The following is a 16,281-nucleotide window of genomic DNA, read 5'->3' as shown; positions in this document are numbered from 1 at the left end:
GATCAGAGCCTTGGCTCTGATCCGCATATCGAATTAAGCCGCTATCTAAAGTTTAGAAATCCCGGAGCCTTGCCAATGATAGCTCCGGGTCTGGCATTTAGCTTAAACGTGGATCGGTTTCAGCCACCATAGGCTGCTTTAAGTGTTCGCTTCTGAACTGCAGTAACACCGGAAAAGGTTTTAAATCGACTAAATCCCTAAACAATATCCAGTCAACCAGGGTATACAAGCTAATCGCTGTATAGTCCCACTGTCCAAACTGCCCTGCTTTGATCTGCTGCTCCAGCGCTTCCAACGTGGCCTGAATACGCTCGTGCTGCAGATTAAAAAACAGTTTGTCTTCGTTCACATCAAAACCTGAACGCGTGCAAAGCAACAACTCGACCAACGAATCAGTACAAGCGTTAATGGTCGTCAGGCTGTTTTCCTGATCCCAGTTTAATGGTTTGAAATTTAACTTTTGCGCTAAATAACGATAGATCACAGCTGAATCAAAAATCACCTGCTCACCGTCAACCAACACCGGCACTTTACGGGCCGGATTGTGTTTCACCAGTACAGAACGTCCTTCCGATTCAAAAATATTTAAGGCGACAAACTGATAAGGCTGACCAGCAAGCACTAAACGTAACCGACGCACAAAAGGTGAAGCCACAGAACCTAATAACTGCATAACCTACTCCATTTTCAGATCAGGGCTTTAGTGTACAACCTTAGCAACTGGCTTCGATAGCCCTGATACCGGCTTAATTTGGACTCACTGCAGAGAGCTTTTTCAGTTCAAACTGATAGGCGGCTTGGGCTACCTGCGCGATTATAGCTTCATTGGTTTTGTTTGATTCGGCTGAATCTTTCACAAAGACAGCTACCAGCAAAGGTCGGCCATCGGGCAGCATGATGACCCCTATATCATTGGTTGCCGCTGTTTTTCCACCCCTGATACCTGAAGTACCGGTTTTATGCGCTACGACAGCATCTGCAGGTAACAAACCTTTTAATCGCTCTGGCCCTGTGGTGGTTTCCACCATCCATTTCCACAGTAAGGCCTGAGAAGTTTCAGACAACAGCTCTTTTTGTTCGAACTTTTTTAAGATCCGGGCGGCAGCTTTCATCGAAGTCCAGTTTTGATATTGCACCTGATCGTCAGCATGCATTTGCGCTTCATTGGCCACAACGTCAGTTTCTGCTATCCCCACAAACTGAATATACGCATGCAGAGCCGCAGGCCCACCAATGAGTTCAAACAACAGATCACAGGCCACATTATCGCTGTGCGACACTGAATACTGCAGCAGTTGCTCAATGGTGACAGTAAATTCGTCGCCCTGATAATCTTTCATCATAGGAGCCCAGGTATTTTGTAATACCTCTGCACGTTTTACTGCCACCGACAGGCTCAATTCCAGTTTGCCTTGATCCACCTGATGTAAAACCAGCAAAGCTAAATGCAGCTTAAATACACTTTGCATCGGAAACTTTTCAAAGGGATTCACCAGCAAAGGTTCCAGGTCATCAGGCCCCCACACCGCAACTCCAACTGTGGCCTTTTTACCTGTCACTATGGTTTCAATTTGCTCTTTTAACAAAGGGGATTGTGCAGAAATAACAAATGAACTCAGCGTCAGGACCAGCACAGCTGTGGCCTTCAAAACCGATTTTGCTATTAAGTTCATAGGACTATCCTTTTATACTTTATATTGATTATAGAAAAGGCAGCCGTGGCTGCCTTCTTATTCTGACCATGACTAATTATTCAATCTGTCTGCGTGCTTCCGAACTGCGCATCTCCCGAACCTGAGCTCTGGGTTGCTCTGCCCTGGGCCTTTCCATCCGCGGCTGTTCAACACGAGGTGCCTGATAGCTGCGCTCAACTCTGGGTTGCTCGATCCGCTGCTGTTCAATCCGGGGGGCCTGGTAACTGCGCTCAACTCTTGGCTGCTCGACGCGAGGTGTTTGATAATTCCGTTCCGGACGCGCAACTTCAGTTCTGGCTTGTTGTACAGGTCGTTCAAACTTAACACGCTCCGATCCTGTGGACTGGTGAGTCCGTTCCGGCCGTGCTATCTCTTGCCTGGGTTGCTGAACTGGGCGATCTAATTTCGGCAACTCACGATTTTTAATCAGATCCTGCCGTATAAGCTGGTCCTTGTCTTTAAATTCACGTGAATTCGTAGGTTCCACTCTCAGCCTTGGACCTTCTTCTTTTGCACGGCGAACGAGTTCATCACCTTTTTTGTTCCGCTCAAACTGACGTTCTTTGTCATCAAAGCGCTGAGCTTTTTCATTGTTAAACTTGCGATCAGCAGCATAACCTTTGTTTTCGCGGGTTTGAGCCGCCCATTCACGTTGCTGCTCTCTGTTTTGATAGCTACGGTTGCCGCTGAACTCGCGGGTTGGCTGATAGCCAGCATGGTAACTGACACCACGTCTGTGGTGCGGGTTATGGCGCCAGTGATGTGACTTTTTATGATGCACTATCTGATGACTGCGATAGTAATAAGGATCACGCCAATGATGACGATGATCGATCACTACGATTTGCCGGCGCGGCCAGTGAAAGCTGCTGAAGTAGAATCCCGGAGTAATATGAATACCCAGGCCCCAGGAAAAACCACGATTCACAGCATAACCTGCAGGCACATGCCAATAAACAGGTGGGTAGCTATGCCACCACCATGGTCCATAGACGATTTGTGGATCGTAATAAGGCAGGTACACTACTTTTGGTGAAGCAGATTCAATGATGATGGTTTTTTCTTCCTTCACCACTTTAATATGTTGTTGTTTATCCAGATTACCTGAAGCATAGGCTTTGGTACGTAACGTCTGGATGCTGGTCATCACTTGCGCTTCCTGACCTAAAAAGGCATCACCTAAACGTTGAGTCCAGTCAATGTCATCGCTCATACGTTGCAGCAATTGTGGGAAAGGTACCAAGGCTTTAACGCTTGGATCCCAGTCCATGTCTTCCACTTCGTCCAGTGCTTTTTCCGCATTGTAACCAGGGTGTTCTTCCACCCACCGATGGGCTTTAATCACTTCCAGTGGATAGGTTGACGCTATTAACACATGCGACAACACTGTGTCCGGATACAAAGCCACAGGAGCAAGCATAGCGTCCAGCTCAGCCTGGCTAAAACTCTGCACAGTGCTTCCGGCACTGGCGGTTTGTTGTGCTGCAACAGGAGCAACCAACAAGGCTGGGAATAAAGCCACTGAAAGCAAAGGTAAGCATTTCATCAAGGCATGCATAGTACGCTCCTGCCACGTTATAACCATGGCCACCACAATTCGGATCTACGGATAAAAGTGTCGCGAGATCCGACGCCACACTCTAAAAACTCGTTTTAGCCTGATGTTTTTATCACCAGCTTGCCTGAAGTTATAGCAAGGAATGCCTGAACAGCTTCTGAATGAACTTTGCCTCTTTATATACAGGCGAAGCATGTAAAACCGATACCAGACTTGCACTGATTATCAGGTTATGAAGCTTTGACTCTGAAAAGTGCTGAAGGTTTAAAACCCGTGACTAAGGAGGTGCCTGTGATCACCACGGCCACACCGACAAAAGTATGCCAGCCTAAGGCTTCATCTAAAAACACATGGCCCCAGAATACGCCAAATACCGGAATTAAAAAGGTGACAGTTAAAGCCGGAGTAGCACCTTCATCCTGAACTAAACGGAAATACAATAAATAAGCCACACCGGTACAAATCACGCCAAGCGCCAGCACAGCAAAAGTCACATTGACGCTGATATCCGCCTGTATTGGAAATAGCAATATCACCGGAGCCAACATCAGAGTTGCGGTCCACATACTGCCGTGTGCATTAGTGTAGGGTGCAACAGTTTTTGCCAACCGAGTGTAATGGGTGGCAATGCCATAACAAAAGGCAGCGCCTGCTGCGCAAAACACTGCCACTAAAGCACCAGGTTCCAACACCACAGGGTCAAAACCTACCAAAATAGCGACACCACTAATGCCCAGCACTAAGCCCAGCAGAATACGCAAGTTCAGGCCTTGCCTGAAGACCAGAATGCCAATCAAAGCGCCCCAGATAGGCGCAGTAGCATTAAGCACAGACAACACAGAAGCCGTTAAGGTTTGAGCGGCATAAGCAAAAAGCAAAAACGGCAATGCCGAGTTAAAAAAGCCCAGAATAAAAAAATGCTTCCAGTTGTTTTTTAAATCCAGCTGATGTTTTTTCAGTAACCAGCCCATTCCTGCTAAAAACACAGCAGCAAACAACACCCTGCCCGTCATCAAAGCCGCAGGTCCTAAAGTTCCGACTGCAATACGCATAAATAAAAACGAGGAACCCCAAATAGCGGCCAAACTGAACAGACGAACAAAACTGGCAGGCTGCATTAAAAACTCCTGTAAATCATGGGGTGCTGAACTTTGAATTGAAATTTTTTCTGATTTTTTACTTAAATATGCAATTAAAACGCAAAAAGATGGAAAAATCTAAAAAAGCCGGGTTGCGAAGCTATGCAGATATACTGCATAATTACCCCGCTTCATTTTTGCTTTATTGCTTCAGCCCATACCACTTTTGTATGGGCTTTTTCATTTCTGGGCCAGTACACTCAAACCCCACCGCAAATTCCAACGCCAAAGTAGTTGATGTTGTGGCTAGGCCTGAGTGCAGGGGCGCGGTTTACCCGCGCCCGTCTGACCTAAAACCTTTGCCAAATAACGCAGGAGTTTTTTAACTTTGGTCGTCCTGGCTGATGCGGCTTGCAACAGCACCTGTCTGCTGCTGATACTTAGCATCCAGTCTTTTGTTGTATGGACGGGCAGCTTCACCTGTCATAGTTTCAAAATTCAAAGCACCAATTTTCATATTGGGCCTAAGCGCCAGTGGTAAACGACCACTGTTATAAAATTCCAGCACTATATTGCCAGACCAGCCCGGATCGATACGGTGTGCAGTTACATGCACCATTAAGCCCAAACGTGCCAATGAAGAACGGCCATCTAACCAGCCTACTATGTCCGCTGGCAAAGTGACGGATTCGAGTGTAATAGCCAAAGCCAGTTCGCCCGGGTGCAGGAAAAACGCTTCATCGTCTGTTAATACAATTTCATCACTCATTACTGAATTTAACGCGTGATCCACTTCTTCACGTGGGCCACTTAAATCAATAAATGCAGCGGCATAAGCACGAAAGGTGCGGAATTTATGGCCTAAGCGAATATCCACACTGACACCGCTGATCATATCTGGTGTTGGCCGTGGCGTAATTTGGATCTTGCCTTCATCTAAATAGGCTTCAATGTCGCGGTCACACAATCTCATGGTTAATCATCCGTAAAAATAATTTCGGGTTGCTTTGCTTGTTGATGTTGAGAGTTCCAATATAAAGCAAAGCTCAGTTGTCGTGCTATAGCCCGGTAAAAACCAGTACCGCTTTCGGCTGAATTCAGCACAATTGGCGTTCCGGCATCACAGGACTGGCGTATTTGTTTTTGTAAGGGTAACTGACCCAGCACAGGCACCTGATAACGTTCAGCTAATTCTAAACCGCCGTTGGTACCAAAAATGTCATCGATTTTACCGCAGTGGCTGCACTGGTAAAAACTCATGTTTTCCACCAATCCAAGTACAGGAATATTCACGCTGCGAAACATAGATATGGCTTTTTGTGCATCGGCCAAGGCCACATCCTGCGGCGTTGTGACTATTAAAGCCCCTGTCACCGGCAATTTTTGTGACATCGTCAACTGAATATCGCCTGTGCCTGGTGGCATATCGACAATTAAATAATCTAAGTCAGGCCATAAGGTTTCGTTTAAAAGCTGAAGCAAAGCCTGACTGGCCATGGGGCCACGCCAGACAGAAGCTTTTTCCGGATCAACTAAAAAGCCGATCGACTGCAGATAAATACCAGCGGCTTCTTTAGGCAATAAGTGTTTATCATCCGGTGACTCAGCTTTGGCGTCTTTTAAACCCAACATTGTAGGAATGGAAGGACCATAAATATCCGCGTCCAGCAGCCCTACTTTGGCGCCTTCTAAGCCTAAAGCAACGGCCAGGTTAACAGCTGTGGTGCTTTTACCCACCCCACCTTTACCAGAGGCAACCAAAATCACTTGCTTGATGTTGCGATAAGCTGGTTCTGCTGTATTTTCGCTGCTTAATTCAAGCCTGAGATCTGGCTGCACCTGCTGCAGCGCAGGCAATAATTCATCCGCTAAAGAAACCCATGGAAATTTCAGCGTTAAACTCAGGCTATTCTGTTTAGCAGTAAAACTTGCCTGCTGAATTAAACTATCCAGCGGCATAGGAAATTCGTTACTTTGAAATTCAGCCAAAGTTTTGGCTAATGCTTCTGGCATGCCATCACTTGCCGGCTGCTGTTCTGCTGATTTTTTAAACCATTTAAACCACATCGTGTCACTCAATCTGCTGTACAGGGTAAAAACTCTGTTTTTTGCTACTGATCCAGCGCTTTGCTGCTTTTGAACTGGTGCGCTTTAACGCGCGCTATTGTATCATTAAGCCACTTTTTTCAGTGATATATCTATGAGTTATCGATGACACAACGCAAAATTCTTATCACCAGTGCTTTACCTTATGCCAATGGCCCCATTCACTTAGGTCATATGCTGGAACATATTCAGACTGACATCTGGTCTCGTTTCCAAAAAGCCCGTGGTCATCAGTGTTATTTTGTCTGTGCCGATGATGCTCATGGCACCCCTATTATGCTCAAAGCTCAGCAACTGGGTATTACCCCAGAGCAGATGATTGCCCAAACTTCGCAAGAGCATCAGGCCGACTTTGCGGATTTTTTAATAGGTTTTGATAACTACCACAGCACCCACAGCGAAGAGAACCGTTTGTTTGCCAGCGATATTTACACCAAGCTGGACCAGGGTGGTTATATCAAACGCAAAACCATCAGCCAGTTGTTTGACCCGGAAAAACAAATGTTCCTGCCGGACCGTTTTGTTAAAGGCGACTGCCCTAAATGTGGTGCTTTGGATCAAAACGGCGACAGCTGTGATTCCTGTGGTGCAACCTACAGCCCGGTGGAACTTAAAAACCCACGTTCTGTGGTTTCAGGTGCAACTCCGGTATTAAAAGACAGCGAACACTATTTCTTCGACCTGCCCGCTTTTGAGCAAATGCTAAAAGACTGGACCCGCAGTGGTTCACTGCAGGACGAAATGGCGAATAAACTGCAGGAATGGTTCACTGAAGGCCTGCAGCAATGGGATATCAGCCGCGACGCGCCTTATTTTGGTTTTGAAATTCCAGGCGCTCCGGGCAAGTTTTTTTATGTCTGGCTGGACGCTCCTATCGGCTACTTAGCCAGCTTTAAAAACTATTGTGATAAAACCGGTGTTAACTTTGACCAGTTCTGGCAAAAAGACTCAGACGCTGAGATTTACCACTTTATCGGCAAAGACATTATCTATTTCCATAGTCTGTTCTGGCCGGCTATGTTAGAGGGTGCGGGTTACCGTAAACCTACCTCTGTTTATGCTCATGGTTTTGTCACTGTCAACGGTGCGAAGATGTCCAAGTCTAAGGGGACTTTTATCAAAGCCCGTACTTATCTTGAGCATTTAAACCCGGAGTATCTGCGTTATTACTTTGCATCCAAACTCACGAGCAATATCACCGATTTGGACTTAAATCTGGAAGACTTTGCGCAAAAAGTGAATGCAGATTTAGTAGGTAAAGTGGTGAATATCGCCAGCCGCTGCGCCAGCTTTATCAGCAAAAAATTCGATGGCAAGTTAACAGCCGAAATTGCAGAACCCGATTTATTGGCCGAGTTCACAGCGGCAGGCGAAACCATTGCCGACAGTTTTGAAAAACGTGAATTTGCCCGCGCTATCCGTGAAATTATGGCGCTGGCGGATAAAGCCAACCAGTATATAGACGCCAAAGCGCCATGGGTGCTGGCAAAAAATGAAGCCACCTTAACCGAAGCGCATTTGGTGTGCTCCATGGGCATTAACCTTTTCCGCGTTTTAATGCATTACTTAAAACCAGTTCTGCCAGCTATGGCGAAAGAAGTAGAACTGTTTTTAAACGACGAATTAAGCTGGTCAACCTATCAGACCGCTTTAACCAATCACAGCATCAATGTGTTTAAACCATTGATGCAACGTGTGGATATGACAAAGGTAGAAGCTATGGTCGAAAGTTCGAAAGAAAACCTGCAGCAAACGGCTGCGGCTCCGGTCGCTAAAGCTGTTGTGGCTGAAAGCAAAGCAGCAGCTGTTGCTCCAGCAGATGGCGCTATCGAACCTATTGGCGAAACCATCAACATAGACGACTTTGCCAAGCTGGATTTACGTGTAGCCCGTATTATTAACGCTGAACATGTTGAAGGCGCTGACAAACTGGTGAAACTGCAACTGGATTTAGGCAATGAGCAACGTCAGGTCTTTGCAGGTATTAAATCTGCTTACCAGCCAGAGCAATTAATTGGCCGTTTGACCGTGATGGTTGCGAACTTAGCGCCACGTAAAATGCGTTTTGGCATGTCCGAAGGCATGGTGATGGCAGCAGGCCCTGGTGGCAGTGATATTTTCCTGTTAACACCAGATGATGGTGCTACGCCAGGTATGAGAGTGAAATAAAGCTACCCGTCGTTCTTGAAGCTGCAGCTTTGTTGACTGCGCGCGCTCGCCCCAGTCACATAGGTGAACTATGCTCCTGGGGTCTCGAGCACTTGTCGTCGCGCTGCAACTCCAATTACTTAGGGTAGTAGGTTTACTACCCTTTTTTGTGACAAGGAAAAGCATGTCTAACATTCTGCGTTCGTTTTCTTCTTTGTATTTTGCCACTTTATTGATGGTACTCGCCTCTGGGGTACTCACCACTTATTTAGGTTTGCGCCTTGCCGCAGACTCGGCCGCCCAAATCTGGATAGGCGGCATGATGTCGGCTTATTATCTGGGTTTGGTCGCAGGTTCTAAAATTGGTCATAGGTTAATAGCTCGTGTGGGTCATATCCGTGCTTTTGTTGCCAGTGCAGGTATTACCACAGCAAGCGCTTTAGGCCATGCCTTGATAGACGATTTAGCCATTTGGCTGGTGCTGCGCCTTATGGTCGGCATGGGCATGATGTGTATGTATATGGTGCTGGAAAGCTGGCTGAATGAGCAGGCCGACAGTAAAAACCGCGGCACAGTCTTTGCCAGTTATATGATTGTCTCTTATTTAGGTTTAGTGCTGGGCCAACTGGCCATTAGTTTAAGCCCTGAACTGACACTAAAACCTCTGCTTATTGTGGCTATGTGTTTTGCGCTTTGTATTGTGCCTTTGGCCTTAACACGCCGTATTCACCCTGCCCCTTTACAGCCCGCGCCGCTGAAAATAAAACTGTTCTGGCAAAAAGTACCGCAGTCGCTCACCACTATTGCGATGGCTGGTGTGATTGTGGGTTCCTTTTACGGTTTGGCTCCGGCTTATATAGCCCATAGCGGCGCCACTACAGAGCAAGTGGCCGCTTATATGGCGACTACTGTGGTTGCAGGTTTAGTAGCGCAGTGGCCTATGGGCCGGTTATCAGACAAAATCAAACGCAGCCGTTTAATTCGCACTAATACAGTGTTGTTAGGCATAGTGGTGCTTTGTATTGCCATATTGCCGTTAAGCGGTATTTTGCAGCTTATCTTCACTTTTGCCTTTGGCATTCTGGCTTTTACCTTGTACCCACTGGCAACAGCTTTGGCCAATCAGAATGTGGAGCAGGAACATAGAGTCGCTTTGTCCGCCACTATTTTGCTGACCTTTGGTATGGGCGCTTGTATTGGGCCTTTAATAGCATCCACCTTTATGCAAATGGTGGGTAACAGCATGTTGTATGGTTTTATGGCGCTTTGCACCCTGCTGCTGTTTTTACGTTTAACTCATGTCAATTATCAGCAGAAACAACAGAATAAAGAAGTGCCTCAGGATTATGTAATGGCATCCGGCGACTTAGTATCTTCTCCTTTAGCTGCCGCTTTAGATCCACGGGTTGATGAGCAAATGGTGCAGGAACAAATGGTACAACCTCATCTGCATGAAGCCGACTTACCCACTGCGGATCAGGAATTAAGCAGTATGGAGAGTGAAACCGAAGCTGCTACAGAAAATGAAACTGTTGAAGCTGTAGCAGTAGCCGAAGCGGAGCCAGATAAAAACAAACCGGCATAAGTGGTCTTGCTTTACCTAAAGTAAACCCAAAGTAATTGGAGTTGCAGTTAGGCGACAAGTGCGTGAGACCCCAGGAGCGTAGTTTACCTATGTGACTGGGGCGAAGGCGCGCAGGTAACAAAGCTGCAGCTTCAAGTACGAAGGGGTTAAAACAATGTCAGTACCAGTTTTCCCACGACGGCGTTCGAAGCCAGCAACTGATGCGCCTTTTCGGCTTCCGACCAGTCCATACTTTGGGCCAGCACAGGCTTAATTTTACCTTCAGCTAAAGTTTTCCCAAACTGCTGAGTAAAATCACTGATCAAGGCCGCTTTGTAGCCATCAGTCCGGTTTCTAAGTGTTGAACACAGTAGCTGGCCCCGTTTTTTCAGCATCAAACCTAAATCCAGCTCTGGGGTCATACGGCCACCGAGCATTGAAAGCACAATGATCTGACCATCCAGCGCCAACAGCTGAATATCTTCAACTATGTAATCGCCTGCGACAGGGTCGATAATCAAATCAAAACCTTGTGGCCGTGCTGCTTTTAACTCCACTGAAAAATCATGGGTTTTATAGTTCACCGCAAAATCCGCCCCTAAAGCTAAACAAGCTTTGGCTTTTTCATCTGAACCCACTGTGACAGCAACAAAACAGCCTGAAGCTTTGCCCAACTGTATGGCTGCAGTACCGACACCGCTGCCACCTGCATGCACTAATAAAGCGCCTTGATCCGGCAAATGCCCTACAACACGCATGGCCTGAAAGGCAGTTAAAAATACTTCGGCGCAGGCTGCAGCTTCGGCCATGCCTAAAGCAGCTGGCTTTTTAATTAAATGCTCTGCACTCATTGCCACATACTGGGCATAACCACCGCCTGGCACTAAGCCAAATACAGCTTCACCCAACCAGTCTGTTGAAATATCGTCAGCCACAGCCACCACAGTGCCAGCGACTTCCAAACCCAAAGTATCGGATTCACCTGGTGGTGGCGGATACAAGCCAGTACGCTGCAACAAATCAGCTCTGTTGATACCTGCAGCGGCCACTTTAACCAGCACTTGCCCTGCTTTTACCTGAGGAACAGCCACTGTCACCTGCTGCAATTGGCTTTGAGATCCGGGGTTAATCACCTCAATAGCCGTCATCTGACTGGGTACTGCATGGTTTTGCATCAATTTAGTGGATCCTTTTCATAGTTTTGCTTTAGCTTTTGCGCGCTCTTCACTAAAATAGCGCCCCTTGCCCATCTACAGAGTTGACCTATGTCTCACAGTATCATTTTACAACCCGAACGCGAAAAATCCTTAAGACGCCGCCACCCTTGGGTATTTTCTAAAGCGGTACTCCAGGTTAAAGGTAAACCAGAATCGGGCGAAACTGTAGATGTACTCACCCACGATGGCAAATGGTTATGCCGCGGTGCTTATTCAGCCGACTCGCAAATTCGCGTGCGCGCCTGGACCTTTAACGAAAAAGAACAGATCGATCAGGCCTTTTTCACCCGCCGTATTCAGCGCGCCTGGTCTGTGCGCCAAGATATGTATGACCTAACGCAAACCAACGGTTTACGTATAGTAGCTGCTGAATCTGACGGTTTACCAGGTGTGACTGTTGATTTATACGCTGATGTGCTGGTTTGTCAGTTGTTATCCGCTGGTGCCGATGCAAACCGTGAATTAATAGTAGAAGCATTAAAGCAAACTTTCCCTGATGTCAGTATTTACGAGCGTTCAGACGTAGATGTGCGTAAAAAGGAAGGTTTAAAACCTGTCACCGGCTGGTTGCATTTACCTCGTGAAAGCGGCGAAGTGGTGATTTTAGAAAATGGCATGAAAATTCTGGTCGATGTGATCAACGGCCACAAAACAGGTTTTTATCTGGACCAACGCGATTCACGCGCTGCGGCTGGCCGCCTGGCTAAAGGCAAAACCGTACTGAACTGCTTCAGCTACACTGGCACTTTTGCTTTGTCGTGCTTAAAAGGCGGCGCAGAGCATGTCACCAACGTGGATATGTCGGATTTAGCTTTAAAAACGGCAGAACGCAATTTAGTGTTAAATAACATGGAACTGGACAAGGCCAGCAACGTCAAACAGGACGTGTTTAAGTTACTGCGCGAATACAAAGAGCAAGGCAAGTTGTTCGATATGGTAATTTTAGACCCACCAAAATTTGCCGACAGCAAAGCCCAACTGATGCAAGCCGCCCGTGGTTACAAAGACATCAACCGTGTGGCTATGCAATTGGTAAAACCAGGCGGTTTGTTATTAACCTTCAGCTGTTCAGGCTTAATGGAAGAAATGCTGTTTCAAAAAATAGTGGCCGACGCAGCTCTTGATGCCAACAAAGATTGTTTGTTTATCGAGAAACTCAGTCAGTCCAGCGACCACCCTATTGCCAGCTTCTACCCTGAAGGTCATTATCTGAAAGGTTTAGTTTGCAAGGTATTTTGAACTGTACTTTGAACGGTATTCTAAAAAGTATTCTGATTGGGGCTTTTGCCCCAGTCCATCAACTAAGGAGTGTTCGATGACGATAAAAAAGTTAACTTTAATAGTGGCGGCAGCCTTAAGTTTTTCCGCTGCAGCCGACTGGTCAGTCAATAGCGAGCAATCCAGCCTGAATTTTGTGTCTGTGAAAAATGAAGTAGTGGCCGAAACCCACAGCTTTAAAGAGTTAACAGGCAAGTTAACGTCGGCAGGCGAATTCTCAGTCGCTATCCCGGTCATGAGCATAGACACTATCATTCCAATTCGTAACGAACGTATTCTGGAACATGTGTTAGCGGCCAAAGAATACGCAACTATTAATGCCAAAGGCAAAGTAGACAGCAAAGTACTTACTGGCTTAAAAACCGGTGACAGCGTGACTGTTGATCAAAAGTTGGACCTGACCTTACTCACTCAAAGCCAAAGCCTGACCGCTAAAGTAAAAGTGACCAAAGTGTCAGACAGCCAATTGGTAGTCACCACTGTTGCGCCAATTATGCTGGACGTAAATAAATTCAAATTAAACGCAGGCGTAGAAAAACTACGTGAACTGGCAGGCCTGAACAGCATCAGCCCAATGGTACCAACCACTTTTAGTCTGGTGCTGGTAAAGTAGGTTTTTGGTGTTTTTGGATTTGTGAAACAGACACCTTTTGGTGGCTGTTTCACATAACATTTAGCTTATTTCAACAGACAAATTTTTATATCGAAAATATTTAATCTGGCATGCTTTTTAAATGTCATTTGTTCATAACTTGGCTTGATGCTAAATCAACCGCCTTTTCAAATGCGGAATTCCCTTCAAAGAAATAATCAGGAACAACACCATAACTTTCCCAACTTTCATTTGAAACTGGATGAGTAATAACAGCATGATTCATTATAATTGACATAGTGTCACTTACCTTGATCGGTTTGGCAATATGTCCAACCCCCATGGTCTCCTGACCTATAATTATTGCTTTGTCAAAGTGCTTAAGTGTGTGGCCAAAAAATTCCCATGAGCCAGCAACAAAAGAGGAATTGATGATATAGAGAGGAAAATCCTGCTTAAATCTATCAAACCCTTTTGTATTGAAAGATTTTAAAGTGTCGATGCGCTGATTGAACCTGAGATTTCCTATAGCTAATCCAGGCTCCACAAAGTAGCTAATCAGCTGTTGAGCTATATTTATTGCTATTTTATCAGCCGAACGCAGATCTATAATCAATGCATCAACATCAGATAAAACTTTGAGATGCTCCTCAAGAATTTCATTCTCATTTGGAAAGTAAAAATCACCCGTTATTTTTAAATAACCGATGTTATTCTCCAGAACTTCTACTGTTATTGAGTCTTGCGGCTTTGAATCTGACTCTTGATTGTTTTCATCTATGGCTGATAGTGTCATTGGTTGCTGTTTAATTAGCTCAAAGCCAGAATCCCTGGTCGAGTCAAATAGAATAGATGTCACTTCATGATTAAAACGTGAAAATTCATATTGCTGGTTAAAGTATCCCGAGCGCAATTTTGCGAGTAAATTATCTGATGCTATTTTTGCCTTTTCTGGGTATAGATATGTTTCGTTTAATTCGTGGACTATATTCTGGATTGCCAATTCTACTTCAGTATGCGGGATCACTGTATTTCTATTAAGATCCAGCTCTTCTGATACACAGATCCCGGTTACGAAGAGCAAACAAAAGAAAAATGCGATAGTTAATAAATTCATTCAAGCCTTCTTGACCGTCGGTCTTACCGGGGAACGATAAATTCAGATCCATAATCACTTACTGCAAAGAGGATGCACAAGATTAAATCCGTAGAGTGCTGCGAAGTTAAGTTGTACTCATCAGTATTTTTTACACATTAATCCCAAGCTAAAATAATGCTGCCTGTAGCCGCACACATTTTTTGCATGATAAATACCTAAAGTATTAATAATACCGATGAACCTCTATTTCAACAGATTCTTCTAAACTATGGGAATTATTATTGTTAACAGAATACATACAGGTGGCATACGAATTCATCAAATGTTTACTCCGGCAATGCACCAAACTTGATTATCCCCACTTTCCCTGACACTGTTACCAACAGTAAAATCAAAAGGACAGGAAGATGAAACTTTTACTACTCGTAACCACCCTACTCGCAGCTGCCCCACTTCAGGCTGCCACAGCAGACAACCAAATCAATTGCCAGGCCAAAGATCAAGGCACTATAGATAAACTGATTTGCTCAGACCCAGAACTACTCAAACAAGATCAACAACTGGCAGAGGTGTATCAGCAGGCTTTGGCAAAAGCAGTGAATGAAAAACCGCCTTTGTTAAAAGCTGAGCAGCGCGGTTGGATAAAAGGGAAAGCGGAGTGCTGGAAAGCAGAGGATAAAAAAGCCTGCGCTTCAACGCTTTACATCCAGCGTATTGCCGAGTTACAGGCGCGTTATGAACTGGTTCCCATCAGTAAAAATCTGTTGCTGAGCTGTGATAACAACCCGGCCAATGAAATTTCACTGCGTTATTACTCCACCACACCAGCTACTTTAATTGCTGATTATGGCGACCAAGTCTCTTTAATGTATCAGCAGGAGGACCATAGCTATGTCGGGAGAAATGAAAAGCTGTCAGAGCAAAACAAAGTTTTCACTGTGCAGTGGGGTTATCAAGCGCCGCTGATGAGCTGTAAAACAAAATAACACAGCTGTTACTTAAGGCTTTTGTATCTCGGTTGGAGCAGGTACAAAAGCTTTAATTCAATTCTATGATCTGCACACCCAGCTGATAACAATCTTCCTGCTCCTGAGCGCAGCGCATCACTTTAGCGTGGGCGGATAAAGGGGGGAAACTGGGGTTGGAACTTTCCATTTTGATGTAGAGCAAAATGCCCATTTCCAGCGGTTCGTCTATTTCCAGCGACATACCAGTGGCACTTAAATCGCGGCAGATGGCGTTGATCACCCGGCCTGATTCAGGATCGTTAATCATTAACTGCACCTGAGCATTCACCATCATTCGGTAGTAGTTGCGTTTATCACTGTGGCCTAACATAAACTTTTACTGCCTCCCCTGCGTAGCCGAAACCACAGCTGTTTTGCTGCAATTCCAATTACTTTGGGTCTAATGTTTTGAATTGATATCTTTTATAGATCGGCAACAGGCCACTGTAAAGGCTTTTATTCTGCTTACTTATGCATATGGCTGCAGAGTAAATCATCCACCAGCATCTGAATATGCCTGGCACTGATAGGCTTACTGACAAAAGCATCGGCTCCGGCGTCCAGCGCTATCATTTCATCGCGTGGAGTATCCAGGCCCGACATTATCAGAATGGGGATATGGCCGGTTTCAGGGGCATTTTTTAATAAGCGGCAGGTGTCCAGCCCATCTAAACCCGGCATACAGATATCCATCATCACCAGATCCGGTTGTTGTTGCAGCACCAGTTGTAAAGCTTCAACCCCACTTTTGGCATAACACAGTTGGTAAAAAGGCGACAAAGCCAGTTCAAGCAGACGAAACATAAAGTCTTCGTCGTCCACTATCATGACCTTTTTTTGCTTCAGTTCCATTGTCTGCATCCTTGTGTCTCCTTTCCAACGCATCGATGCGCCTGAACTAAGTGTATGGCTTATTTAGCGATTTGCCAAAAAACAGCC

At 45.6% G+C, this 16,281-nt stretch carries 15 protein-coding genes; 5 read left to right on the top strand and 10 right to left on the bottom strand.

All coding sequences use genetic code 11. The features are described 5' to 3' along the window. Positions 1–97: 97 nt before the first annotated feature. The 6 genes from RHEIN_RS02310 to apbC form a co-directional block, all read right to left on the bottom strand. On the bottom strand, positions 98–673 hold the full coding sequence (locus RHEIN_RS02310) for a glutathione S-transferase family protein (protein ID WP_008897357.1): 576 nt from the start codon (positions 671–673) through the stop codon (positions 98–100). A gap of 73 nt (positions 674–746) precedes the next feature. Continuing rightward, entirely contained in the window at positions 747–1,673 is a 927-nt protein-coding gene (bla, locus tag RHEIN_RS02305) for a class A beta-lactamase, subclass A2 (RefSeq protein ID WP_008897356.1), read from the bottom strand. A 76-nt stretch (positions 1,674–1,749) separates the two neighbouring features. After that, positions 1,750–3,252, bottom strand: a complete 1,503-nt coding sequence (locus RHEIN_RS02300) for a DUF3300 domain-containing protein (protein ID WP_008897355.1) — start codon at positions 3,250–3,252, stop codon at positions 1,750–1,752. Between the two features lie 230 nt (positions 3,253–3,482). Further along, positions 3,483–4,370 carry a DMT family transporter gene (locus RHEIN_RS02295; RefSeq protein ID WP_008897354.1) on the bottom strand — a complete coding sequence of 296 codons (888 nt, stop codon included), beginning with the start codon at positions 4,368–4,370 and terminating at the stop codon, positions 3,483–3,485. Between the two features lie 343 nt (positions 4,371–4,713). Beyond that, positions 4,714–5,304 (bottom strand): dCTP deaminase, encoded by a 591-nt coding sequence (dcd, locus tag RHEIN_RS02290; protein ID WP_008897353.1) that lies wholly within the window; start codon positions 5,302–5,304, stop codon positions 4,714–4,716. Between the two features lie 2 nt (positions 5,305–5,306). Continuing rightward, positions 5,307–6,398: an iron-sulfur cluster carrier protein ApbC gene (gene apbC / locus RHEIN_RS02285; RefSeq protein WP_008897352.1), complete on the bottom strand. Its 1,092-nt coding sequence runs from the start codon at positions 6,396–6,398 to the stop codon at positions 5,307–5,309. Between the two features lie 144 nt (positions 6,399–6,542). Between apbC and metG the strand changes: the two genes are divergently transcribed. Next, positions 6,543–8,606 carry a methionine--tRNA ligase gene (gene metG, locus RHEIN_RS02280; RefSeq protein WP_008897351.1) on the top strand — a complete coding sequence of 688 codons (2,064 nt, stop codon included), beginning with the start codon at positions 6,543–6,545 and terminating at the stop codon, positions 8,604–8,606. A gap of 163 nt (positions 8,607–8,769) precedes the next feature. Next, positions 8,770–10,170, top strand: coding sequence for an MFS transporter (locus tag RHEIN_RS02275; RefSeq protein ID WP_008897350.1), 1,401 nt, complete (start codon positions 8,770–8,772; stop codon positions 10,168–10,170). 146 nt (positions 10,171–10,316) lie between these two features. Here RHEIN_RS02275 and RHEIN_RS02270 read toward each other — a convergent pair whose 3' ends face one another. Then, positions 10,317–11,324, bottom strand: a complete 1,008-nt coding sequence (locus RHEIN_RS02270; RefSeq protein ID WP_008897349.1) for an NAD(P)H-quinone oxidoreductase — start codon at positions 11,322–11,324, stop codon at positions 10,317–10,319. Positions 11,325–11,414: 90 nt separating this feature from the next. Between RHEIN_RS02270 and RHEIN_RS02265 the strand changes: the two genes are divergently transcribed. Continuing rightward, the gene (locus tag RHEIN_RS02265) at positions 11,415–12,605 is read left to right on the top strand and encodes a class I SAM-dependent rRNA methyltransferase (protein WP_008897348.1); all 1,191 of its coding nucleotides are present in this window, start codon (positions 11,415–11,417) and stop codon (positions 12,603–12,605) included. A 76-nt stretch (positions 12,606–12,681) separates the two neighbouring features. Beyond that, entirely contained in the window at positions 12,682–13,257 is a 576-nt protein-coding gene (locus tag RHEIN_RS02260) for a YceI family protein (RefSeq protein ID WP_008897347.1), read from the top strand. Between the two features lie 124 nt (positions 13,258–13,381). Here the strand turns inward: RHEIN_RS02260 and RHEIN_RS02255 are convergent, their stop codons facing one another. Beyond that, the gene (locus tag RHEIN_RS02255) at positions 13,382–14,353 is read right to left on the bottom strand and encodes a S41 family peptidase (protein WP_008897346.1); all 972 of its coding nucleotides are present in this window, start codon (positions 14,351–14,353) and stop codon (positions 13,382–13,384) included. Positions 14,354–14,742: 389 nt separating this feature from the next. Between RHEIN_RS02255 and RHEIN_RS02250 the strand changes: the two genes are divergently transcribed. Beyond that, the gene (locus RHEIN_RS02250) at positions 14,743–15,321 is read left to right on the top strand and encodes a lysozyme inhibitor LprI family protein (RefSeq protein WP_008897345.1); all 579 of its coding nucleotides are present in this window, start codon (positions 14,743–14,745) and stop codon (positions 15,319–15,321) included. A 52-nt stretch (positions 15,322–15,373) separates the two neighbouring features. Here RHEIN_RS02250 and RHEIN_RS02245 read toward each other — a convergent pair whose 3' ends face one another. Beyond that, the gene (locus RHEIN_RS02245; RefSeq protein WP_008897344.1) at positions 15,374–15,673 is read right to left on the bottom strand and encodes a PilZ domain-containing protein; all 300 of its coding nucleotides are present in this window, start codon (positions 15,671–15,673) and stop codon (positions 15,374–15,376) included. Positions 15,674–15,807: 134 nt separating this feature from the next. Then, on the bottom strand, positions 15,808–16,194 hold the full coding sequence (locus RHEIN_RS02240) for a response regulator (RefSeq protein ID WP_158005461.1): 387 nt from the start codon (positions 16,192–16,194) through the stop codon (positions 15,808–15,810). Positions 16,195–16,281: the final 87 nt, after the last annotated feature.

This window comes from Rheinheimera sp. A13L, from assembly GCF_000217935.1.
Lineage (GTDB): Bacteria > Pseudomonadota > Gammaproteobacteria > Enterobacterales > Alteromonadaceae > Pararheinheimera.
Note: the sequence above shows the minus strand (reverse complement) of the source record. Positions and strands in the feature narration are given on the sequence as shown.

Coding starts and splice junctions, on each gene's coding strand:
- RHEIN_RS02310 (WP_008897357.1), bottom strand. CDS start 673: ATGCAGTTATTAGGTTCTGTGGCTTCACCTTTTGTGCGTCGGTTACGT.
- bla (WP_008897356.1), bottom strand. CDS start 1,673: ATGAACTTAATAGCAAAATCGGTTTTGAAGGCCACAGCTGTGCTGGTC.
- RHEIN_RS02300 (WP_008897355.1), bottom strand. CDS start 3,252: ATGCATGCCTTGATGAAATGCTTACCTTTGCTTTCAGTGGCTTTATTC.
- RHEIN_RS02295 (WP_008897354.1), bottom strand. CDS start 4,370: ATGCAGCCTGCCAGTTTTGTTCGTCTGTTCAGTTTGGCCGCTATTTGG.
- dcd (WP_008897353.1), bottom strand. CDS start 5,304: ATGAGATTGTGTGACCGCGACATTGAAGCCTATTTAGATGAAGGCAAG.
- apbC (WP_008897352.1), bottom strand. CDS start 6,398: ATGTGGTTTAAATGGTTTAAAAAATCAGCAGAACAGCAGCCGGCAAGT.
- metG (WP_008897351.1), top strand. CDS start 6,543: ATGACACAACGCAAAATTCTTATCACCAGTGCTTTACCTTATGCCAAT.
- RHEIN_RS02275 (WP_008897350.1), top strand. CDS start 8,770: ATGTCTAACATTCTGCGTTCGTTTTCTTCTTTGTATTTTGCCACTTTA.
- RHEIN_RS02270 (WP_008897349.1), bottom strand. CDS start 11,324: ATGCAAAACCATGCAGTACCCAGTCAGATGACGGCTATTGAGGTGATT.
- RHEIN_RS02265 (WP_008897348.1), top strand. CDS start 11,415: ATGTCTCACAGTATCATTTTACAACCCGAACGCGAAAAATCCTTAAGA.
- RHEIN_RS02260 (WP_008897347.1), top strand. CDS start 12,682: ATGACGATAAAAAAGTTAACTTTAATAGTGGCGGCAGCCTTAAGTTTT.
- RHEIN_RS02255 (WP_008897346.1), bottom strand. CDS start 14,353: ATGAATTTATTAACTATCGCATTTTTCTTTTGTTTGCTCTTCGTAACC.
- RHEIN_RS02250 (WP_008897345.1), top strand. CDS start 14,743: ATGAAACTTTTACTACTCGTAACCACCCTACTCGCAGCTGCCCCACTT.
- RHEIN_RS02245 (WP_008897344.1), bottom strand. CDS start 15,673: ATGTTAGGCCACAGTGATAAACGCAACTACTACCGAATGATGGTGAAT.
- RHEIN_RS02240 (WP_158005461.1), bottom strand. CDS start 16,194: ATGGAACTGAAGCAAAAAAAGGTCATGATAGTGGACGACGAAGACTTT.